Source organism: Paenibacillus contaminans, from assembly GCF_003285015.1.
Classification (GTDB): domain Bacteria; phylum Bacillota; class Bacilli; order Paenibacillales; family NBRC-103111; genus Paenibacillus_V; species Paenibacillus_V contaminans.
Genome location: NZ_QMFB01000065.1, coordinates 1 through 8295, shown reverse-complemented (window position 1 = coordinate 8295; position 8295 = coordinate 1). Strand labels below are relative to the sequence as shown.

The following is an 8295-nucleotide window of genomic DNA, read 5'->3' as shown; positions in this document are numbered from 1 at the left end:
AGCCGCTCGAGCGGGCCGCCGAGGCGTGGCAGGCCGCGCTGCGCAGCTGCCAGCAGTGCCGCGAGCGGCGCGGCGAGGCGGCGCAGGCGCATACGGCGGCGCTGCGCAGGCTTGCGCTGGCGGAGGCCGACAGCGGCCGTCAAGCCCAGACGCTCGCGGCTCTGCAAGCGGAGTGGGAGGCATGGCTTGCCGGCCAGTGCTTGCCGCCGAAGCTCACGGCTGCAGCCGCGCTCGATTTGTTCCCGCTTATCGAGCAGGCGCAGCAGCAGCTGGAGCGCAAACGGAAAGCGGTGCGCCGCTGCGAAACGCTTGCCGCCGAACGGGACGCGTTCGAGCGGGGCGTGTTCGCCAAGCTGGGAGAAACGGAGGACGGCGATGCCGTTATTGCGCTTAAAGATTGGAAGGAAGCGTCGGATCATGCTGCAGAGCGGGAACATGCCCGCAAACGAATGGAAGAGGAGCGGGATCGGCTGACGGAAGAGCTTTCGCTTATCAGCCCCGGCATCGGGCGGGCGAAAGCCCGCATCGAACAATTGCTGCAGGATGCCGGGGCTTCCGATGAAGAGCAGTTCCGGCATCGCGTTCGCATACAGGAAGAACGGCTCCGGCTCGAAGCGGACAAGCGGCAGGCGGAGGCGCTCCTGGACGCCGCGATCGGCCCGGGGCGGCTGGAACGGCTTGGCGCCGAGCTTGAAGGAAGAAGCCGTGACGAACGGCTGGCCGACATGCAGACGCTGCGCGGGAAGCTGGAGGAAACGAAGCGGGAGGCCGACGAACGGCGGGAACGCCGGGGACGGCTGCATGCGGAGCTTGAACAGCTTGAAGGAAACGGCGGACAAGGCGATGCCGTGCAGAGACTGGCTGAGCAAACCGCACGGTTTGCGGAGCAGGCGAACCGCTGGTCGACGCTAGCGGTCTGCGCGTCGCTGTTTAAGAAAGCGCGCGACGTGTACGAACGGGAACGCCAGCCAGGCGTCTTGCAGCGGGCTTCCGAGCATTTTGCGCAGATGACGGGCGGAAGATATTCCCGGATCATTGCGCCGTTAGGCGAAAAAAGACTCGCGGCCGTAACGCCGACGGGGGATCACTTGGATTCCTCGCTGCTCAGCCGGGGGACGGCGGAGCAGCTATACTTGTCCATGCGCCTTGCGCTTGCCGAGGAATATGCGAGCAAAGCGCCTCTGCCTTTAATCATGGACGACATTTTGGTAAACTTCGATAGGGAACGATTGATTCGCGCTTGTACCGTGCTCGGGCAGGTTGCGACACAACATCAAATCGTATTGTTTACCTGCCATCCGCATATTGTCGAGGCAATCGGCCAAACGGTACCGGGCTGCGGCTCGGTAAGGCTGGAGGAAACTAACGTGTAGCCGTTACATAAGAGAGGAGCGAAAAGGGATGAACATCGTCGTATTGGACGGATATACGCTGAATCCGGGAGACTTGAATTGGACCAGGCTGGAGGCGCTGGGGAGTTTGACCGTATATGACCGGTCTGCGCCGGATGAAATCGTGAATCGGGCCGCAGGCGCGGAAATCATATTAACGAACAAGACGCCGCTGACAAAGGAAACGATCGCGCAGCTGCCGAATTTGCGTTATATCGGCGTGCTGGCGACCGGTTATAATGTCGTCGATATCGGGGCGGCCTCGGAACGCGGCATTCCGGTAACGAATGTGCCCGGTTACAGCACGTTATCCGTCGCGCAGCTCGTGTTCTCTTTATTGCTTGAGCTTTGCAACCAAGTGCGGCTGCACAGCGATGCGGTCAGATCGGGCGAGTGGGCCGCTTGTCCCGATTTCTGCTTTACGCGGTCTCCGTTAACCGAGCTGGCGGGCAAAACGATGGGAATCATCGGCTACGGAACGATCGGCCAGCAGGTGGCGCGAATCGCGCTTGCCTTCGGCATGAACGTTATCGCTTCCGCTACGCGCCCCAAAACGATTGCGGGTCTGGAGCAAGTCAGGATGTGCAGCAGCGAAGAGGTTTTCGCGGAGTCCGATGTCATCAGCTTGCATTGTCCGCAAACGCCGGCAACGGAAGGGCTCATTAACGCCGGAAGCATATCGCTGATGAAGAAAACCGCCTTCTTGATCAATACGTCCCGCGGGGGACTTATCGTCGAAGGCGACTTGGCCGATGCGCTAAATGAAGGCAGGATCGCCGGGGCCGGTCTGGACGTGTTGTCCAAGGAGCCGCCTGCTGCCGATCATCCGCTAACGAGCGCCCGGAACTGCTTGATCACGCCGCACATCGCATGGGCGACCTTCGAGGCCCGGCAGCGGCTAATGGAGACGGCGGCAGCCAATCTGTCGGCTTTCTTGGCAGGCACCGCGGCAAACGTCGTCAACGGGTAAGGCCAACTATTATTCTAAATCCGCATGCGGCCGACCGACCGCCTTCATGCAGCGAAACACCGCTGCGTTGGGAGCTGTGGCGGCGGTGCTAGAAGCTGTTATTTTGTGTAGGCGAGTGACGGTAGTTGTTTTTCAAGTCAATACTTATATTTGCCGGTTTGGGTGATATCGACAACGACGTCGATAGGACCCAGCGAATCGGCTGTCAGCGCGGCCGATTCGGGACCTCCCGGGTGGGCCGCTTTCCATAGCTTATGGTGGAAGCGGTGCAGCTTCTCGTTTAATTGAAGCAAGTCGGCATCCACACGCAAGCCTTCTTCGAATGTTCTTCGAATTTCCTCCGCGATTTGCTTCTCTGCGCCCCGTCTCAGCTCTTCTACGCTAATGTCGGTAAATTTATGCGTTAAGATCCCTTTGACAATCACTTTGATGCCGAATCGCACCTTGCCGTTTTCTTTCATGATCCTTATGCTCGATTTCGGCTTCGTCATTTTTATCGTGGCGGCCGTTTTACCGTCATGCTGAACGGAGATGAACGACTGGACCGTTTCCTTCTCGAGCCAGCGCGTTCCGAACAGCTTCAAAACCGGAATAAAGCCTTTGTACTTCGTGTTTTGGAACGCATGAACGCCGTTTACTTCAAGCGAGGTTTTCTTTTCACGGTCCTTCTCCCAATTGTCCGAGGTCACTTTCAGAGAAGGAAGCAATGTGCTTCGGCCCTGATCCTGAAAATCCGCTACGAAATCATGCAGCATCAGGGGGCGTACGAGAGACAAAATGTGGTAGCCTTCCTCGGGATTGTGCAGCCGGGTATTCAAGCGCGACTGTTCGAAATTCGGTTTGACCATGAAGATGTCGTTCATCGCTTCGGAGGTTGCGAATACCCAGCTTGTATACCGGGTTTCGTGGAAACGGTCGAACTCCTTCATAAAAATGCTCAGCTCGTTCGATTCCAGCAGGCTCTCGGAAAGCAGCAGCGCCGTCACATGCCCCCAAAAAATAGATTTGGCCGACGCGTTGTATATTTTGCCGATCGCTTCCGTTAAATTTTTGCCTTTCCCGACAGCTACCCAATACGGCGTGCTTTCGGAAGGCCCTTTGCCTTCGGTTTTCGCAATATTGCTTACGCTCAGCATTTGCAAATAAACGATATATTCGCCGTTCTGGTAGTCGACGCCGATCCCGTTAATATAATCGAGCATATCCGCATCCTTTGCGCTTCCGCATCCGGAGACGAGCAATAACGACAAGGCCAGAAACACGGCTGTCAGGCGGCGCAGCTTCATTTTTCCTCCTTCCTTTCGCTCCGGTCCGGCTCCGTTACGACTCGCGCTTTGACGCTCCGCTGGCTGTAGGTCCAAGGAATCTTGATGAGCGAAGCGGCCAAGCTCTTGAAGTTAGGAGGAGAAATCGGCGCCAAGTAGGGGACTCCGAATGAGGAGAGGCTTGCCCAATACAGCACGATGCCGAACATGCCGATAAAAAAGCCGAACAGCCCCAAATACGTCGAGAGCAGCAAAATGACGATTTGCAAAATGGCCGTCGACGCGTTTAATCCGTGCGATTGGTTCGTAAAGCCTGCGGTAAACGTCAGCGCTGCGATTATAAGCGTCGTCGGCGACGTCATTCCCGCGCGAATCGTGGCGTCGCCGACGATAAGACCGCCTACGACGGATAAGGCGGGACCGATCGTCGAAGGAAGCCTCGATCCGGCCTCGAAGAAAAGGCGGAACATGAGTATCATCAAAAGCAGCTCATAGGAGGACGACATCGGTACGCCTTGCGTGGACACGATAATCGTCGACAGCAGCGGGAACGGAATTTGATCCTGATGGAACGTCGTAAGCGACGCCCAAAGCCCCGGGAGAAACAGGGTAATAAAAAGGCTCAGCTTTCTCAGAAGACGGGAGAACGACACGTAGAGGACCGGGCTATGGGCATCCTCGGCGGCATTGAACAAGTAGCTGAGCGTAACGGGGGCGATTTGCGCGGCGGGCAGCCCGTCGACAATAAGCGCGAACCGTCCTCTCAGCAAGCTTTCCAGCGTATGGTCGGGACGTGAGGTGATCCCCATGAGCGGAAATAAAGTCAGGGATTGATCCGATACCAAATTTTTCAGCTGTTCGTTGCTGTACAACGCTTCGATCTCCAGCTTTTCGATCCGCTTGCGGATCTCGCCGATAACGTCCGGCGCTGCGGTGTGCTCCAAATACAATAAGCCGATGTCCGTTCGCGAATGGGTGCCGACCGAAAAACATTCGAATTTTAGCGAAGGGGACCGCATTCTTTTGCGAATGAGCGCCACATTAACCGACAAATTTTCAACAAAAGCATCGCGAGGGCCGAAAATCGGCGGTTCTACGGATGAGTCCTCCGGCTTACGCTCGGGCGTATCCGAAATGTGAACGCAATATAGCCGTTTGCGCCGCTCGAACCAAATGAGCAGGTTGCCGCATAATACCGACCGGATGGCGTCATCCTCCGACTTCATATCCGTAAAAGGAAAAAGCAGCAGATTCGCATGCTCAGCGAGCAGCTCGCCGGCGAAGCCGGATTGCCGGAACATATCGTTCAAGCCCGGCATGACCGTTTTAAGGATGAGCGCTTCGTCGCTGATTCCTTTGCAGTAAGCCAAGACGACGGTATCGTTGCTGCTTTCGTTCGCATATTCAAACGGTTGAAAAATGACGTCGCTGCATTTGTCGAAGAGGCTTTCCAGCTTCTCGATGTCAATTTCTCTGGTGATGGGAAGTCCCTCCTTTTTTCAATAGGGTCAGCACTGTCAAGGCGAGAGTGGCTGCAAGCAGCAGCATGAAGGTGGCTGGGAAGACGATTTTGACGATGAACCGGAAATATGTGTGATCGGAGAGCGGAATGGTGATACATAACATAAGAGCGGTCGATAAAGCGAGAAGAAAAGTATTCCGGATATTTCTATTCCGGATGGGAAACAGATCGGCGATCGTAAACAGCGAAATGGAAATGCGGATAAAAGCGCCCGACAGCCATTGGTAAATGGAAAAGGTGTCGAGATGCTCCAAATAACGCCGGAAATGAATGAGCCTCCACTGCTCGAAAGCCGGATACCGCAGCCGTGCCGCTTCGTCGGAGCCGAATTCCGCTATCGCGCCCATCAGCGGTCCGAGAGTCAGGCCGACCAATACGAGTCCGAGCAGCGCCATATGCCGGTAGCGGATTTTGGACGAGATGTGATGGGAAATCAGGAAGACCAGAAAAAGCTCCATATAAGAAGCGCCGGCATAAAGCATGCCTTTCAAAGCGGGTTTAAATCCATCGATCGCGATCGGGAATAATCGGCCGTAATCTTTATTCGGTATGTTCGCGCCTGCGACGAAAAAGCCTAGCGCTACAACGGCAGGCAGCAAAACGCCGGCGGTTATGGTGACGGCTTGGAGCCCGATTCTCGCGGCAATGTAGCTGACGATGACCAAACCAAAGGCAAGAAACATTCGCGATGTGCCCGGCAAATAACTGGATATCGTCCAGCCGACCGTCTCCTGAAGCGTCAGAAAAGCCTGCATGAAAATGTTAAAGGCCATCGACGAAACTACGATCCATGCGATCGGTTTGCCCGTATACGAAACGATCCAATCGAAAAGCGTTTGATCTCCTTTAGCACGAATCAGACGAATCAGCAGCCAAATCCAGAGCATGTAAGGAAAAACGTTTAGGAAAGCCGCCACCCACGCATCCCTGCCCGAGACGCTCAGTAAAATGGGAATCAGCGTTACATGGTTCATCAGACCGGCAGACATCATCACGAGCATGAATAGCTGCACCATATTGATCTTGTTCACATTCATGGTCGTAATCATCCTCGCTTTCTCATTCGTTAGTTAGTTTTTGGTAAAGAAGCGTTTCCTATTCTTGAATGAAATGGCTCTGTAATTATGATACAAGTACTATACAAGTATCGTGCATTTCGATATAATGATGGCAATGACGCCGACAAGTTGCGACTGGCCGTTTTTTGGGGAAATGCCGTTCAGCATCGCTCGTTCGGTTGATAAAGATAGACAGAGATTGTTTGGGAGGGATATGTATGCGTATCGCGAAAGTGGCCGTATATGTCGACCGGCAGGCGGCCGAACGACATTGGCATTACGGATTGAACGTGTTCCAAACGTATATTTACGAAATTTTGGAGCATGCGGGCATTGCATATGAAAAAGTGGATCGGGCCGATCGATTGGACGGTTCCGCATACGATGTCGTCATTGCAAGCTTGACGAATGAAGACGCTGCCGGATCGCAGGCATTATGGGACGCTGCAGCGGCTGGAAGTACGGTTATCGCATATGGCGGTTTGTCCGCGCTGGCAGGCAAAATCCATGCGATTCAGCTTCCGGCAAGCTCGGCCGGCTATGCGCTGCTGCCTGAAGCGATCGGCGAAACGCGTCCGCTGCGTTTTACGGCTGCTCAGCCGTGGGGCGTTGCTCCTGAAGCAGGTCAAGTCCGTCAGGAAGGGACGGTACGGCTTCATCATCCGGAAGGGAAGGATATTGCGCCTTTGCTTCTCGTTTTCCCGATCGAAAAAGGAGAGCTTCACCGCTTCGCAGTCGATATCCCGACGACCGTCGTTCACTTGCAGCAGGGCATGTCGCCTGTATTATTCGATGGCGTTCCGGCGCCGGACGGAAGCGCGCCGCTTAACGAAGGCATTCTGAAAGCGGACGACCGCATTTCGCTCGACTGGGAGCTGGATCGTATTCATTCGGAGACAGGCCAGCCGTACTTCCCGCATCCTTATGCCGATCTGTGGCGGGAAGCGCTCGTTTCGCACTTGCTCCGTACCGTCACGGACAAAGGCATGACGCTGCCTTTCGTCGGTTATTGGCCGGACGGCGTCCAGCATGTGGCATTGATTTCCCATGACAGCGACGGCAATATCGACGAATCCGCGGAGACTACGCTTCGCGTTTTGAAAGAACAGGACATCCGGTCCAGCTGGTGCATGATTGAGCCCGGCTACAGTCCGGAAGTGTACGATAAAATTTTGGGCGACGGACACGAGCTTGCTTTCCACTATAATGCGTTGACGACGGATAAGGGTTTTTGGGACGAAGCGGAGTTCAAGCGCCAATTCGGCTGGCTGAAGGAAGCGACGAAGCTTGACCGGATCGTTTCCAATAAGGATCATTACACGATTTTTCACGGCTGGGGCGATTTGTTCGCCTGGTGCGAGTCGGTAGGCATTCAAGTCGATCAGACGCGCGGACCGAGCAAAAGGGGAAATGTCGGTTATTTATTCGGCACATGCCATCCTTATATGCCGATCGCATGGGCGAACGAGCGCAACCGGATGTACGACGTGATGGAAATCGGATTTTTGACGCAGGATTTGGACATCGACCGTTGGGCGGACAGCAGCGTCATCGTGCCGTTCCTGGAGCAGGCGGCAAGGGTGGAAGGGATTGCGCATTTCTTGTTCCACCAAGTTCACCTGCATACGAAAGAAAGCGTGCGCAAGGCGTTCGCCCGGTTCGTGCAGGAGGCCAAATCGCGCGGCTTCGTATTCTGGACGGCGGAAGAAATCAACGCTTGGGAAAGAAGCCGCCGTCAGGTACGTATCCAGACGTCCGGCGAAGGGGTTGACGTGCAGGTTGCGCTTACGCTGCAAGCAGGCGCCGAGGCTGCATCCGCATCCGAAGCCTCCGGAAAAGCTGACGGCATTCCGGCGAAAACAGTCGTTTGGATTCCGCTGCCGGCCGGGCAAGCTTCGCCGGAATCGGTGCTCAAATTCGGCGTACCTTGCTTAAAGAAAGTCGTTTCGTAAATAACGAGGAATCGATCAGGAGGTATCATCCATGGAAAAGCTGGCTATCAACGGAGGAACGCCTGTGCGCAGCAAGCCGCTGCCGCCGAATTATCCGGGCGCGACGGTTATGGGACCGGAGGAAGCCGCGGCGCTTG

6 protein-coding genes are annotated in these 8295 nt (G+C 55.4%); 3 read left to right on the top strand and 3 right to left on the bottom strand.

Features of this window, described 5'->3' with window-relative positions; all coding sequences use genetic code 11:
- Both DQG23_RS42480 and DQG23_RS41425 read left to right on the top strand, forming a co-directional pair.
- Window positions 1-1373: ATP-binding protein (locus DQG23_RS42480; RefSeq protein WP_420330281.1), on the top strand; the 1373-nt coding region annotated here is incomplete at its 5' end.
- Between the two features lie 28 nt (window positions 1374-1401).
- Window positions 1402-2361 carry a D-2-hydroxyacid dehydrogenase gene (locus DQG23_RS41425; protein WP_113036924.1) on the top strand — a complete coding sequence of 320 codons (960 nt, stop codon included), beginning with the start codon at window positions 1402-1404 and terminating at the stop codon, window positions 2359-2361.
- Window positions 2362-2498: 137 nt separating this feature from the next.
- Here the strand turns inward: DQG23_RS41425 and DQG23_RS41420 are convergent, their stop codons facing one another.
- The 3 genes from DQG23_RS41420 to DQG23_RS41410 are packed head-to-tail and all read right to left on the bottom strand — an operon-like array spanning window position 2499 to window position 6185.
- Window positions 2499-3647, bottom strand: coding sequence for a Ger(x)C family spore germination protein (locus DQG23_RS41420; protein WP_113036923.1), 1149 nt, complete (start codon window positions 3645-3647; stop codon window positions 2499-2501).
- Window positions 3644-5080: a spore germination protein gene (locus tag DQG23_RS41415; protein WP_272949097.1), complete on the bottom strand. Its 1437-nt coding sequence runs from the start codon at window positions 5078-5080 to the stop codon at window positions 3644-3646. Before DQG23_RS41415 ends, DQG23_RS41420 begins: the two co-directional genes overlap by 4 nt.
- 10 nt (window positions 5081-5090) lie before the next feature.
- Complete coding sequence (locus tag DQG23_RS41410) at window positions 5091-6185, bottom strand: GerAB/ArcD/ProY family transporter (protein ID WP_158560971.1); 1095 nt, start codon at window positions 6183-6185, stop codon at window positions 5091-5093.
- A 239-nt stretch (window positions 6186-6424) separates the two neighbouring features.
- Here DQG23_RS41410 and DQG23_RS41405 point away from each other — a divergent pair, with 239 nt between their 5' ends.
- Complete coding sequence (locus tag DQG23_RS41405) at window positions 6425-8158, top strand: polysaccharide deacetylase family protein (RefSeq protein WP_113036920.1); 1734 nt, start codon at window positions 6425-6427, stop codon at window positions 8156-8158.
- Window positions 8159-8295 lie beyond the last annotated feature (137 nt).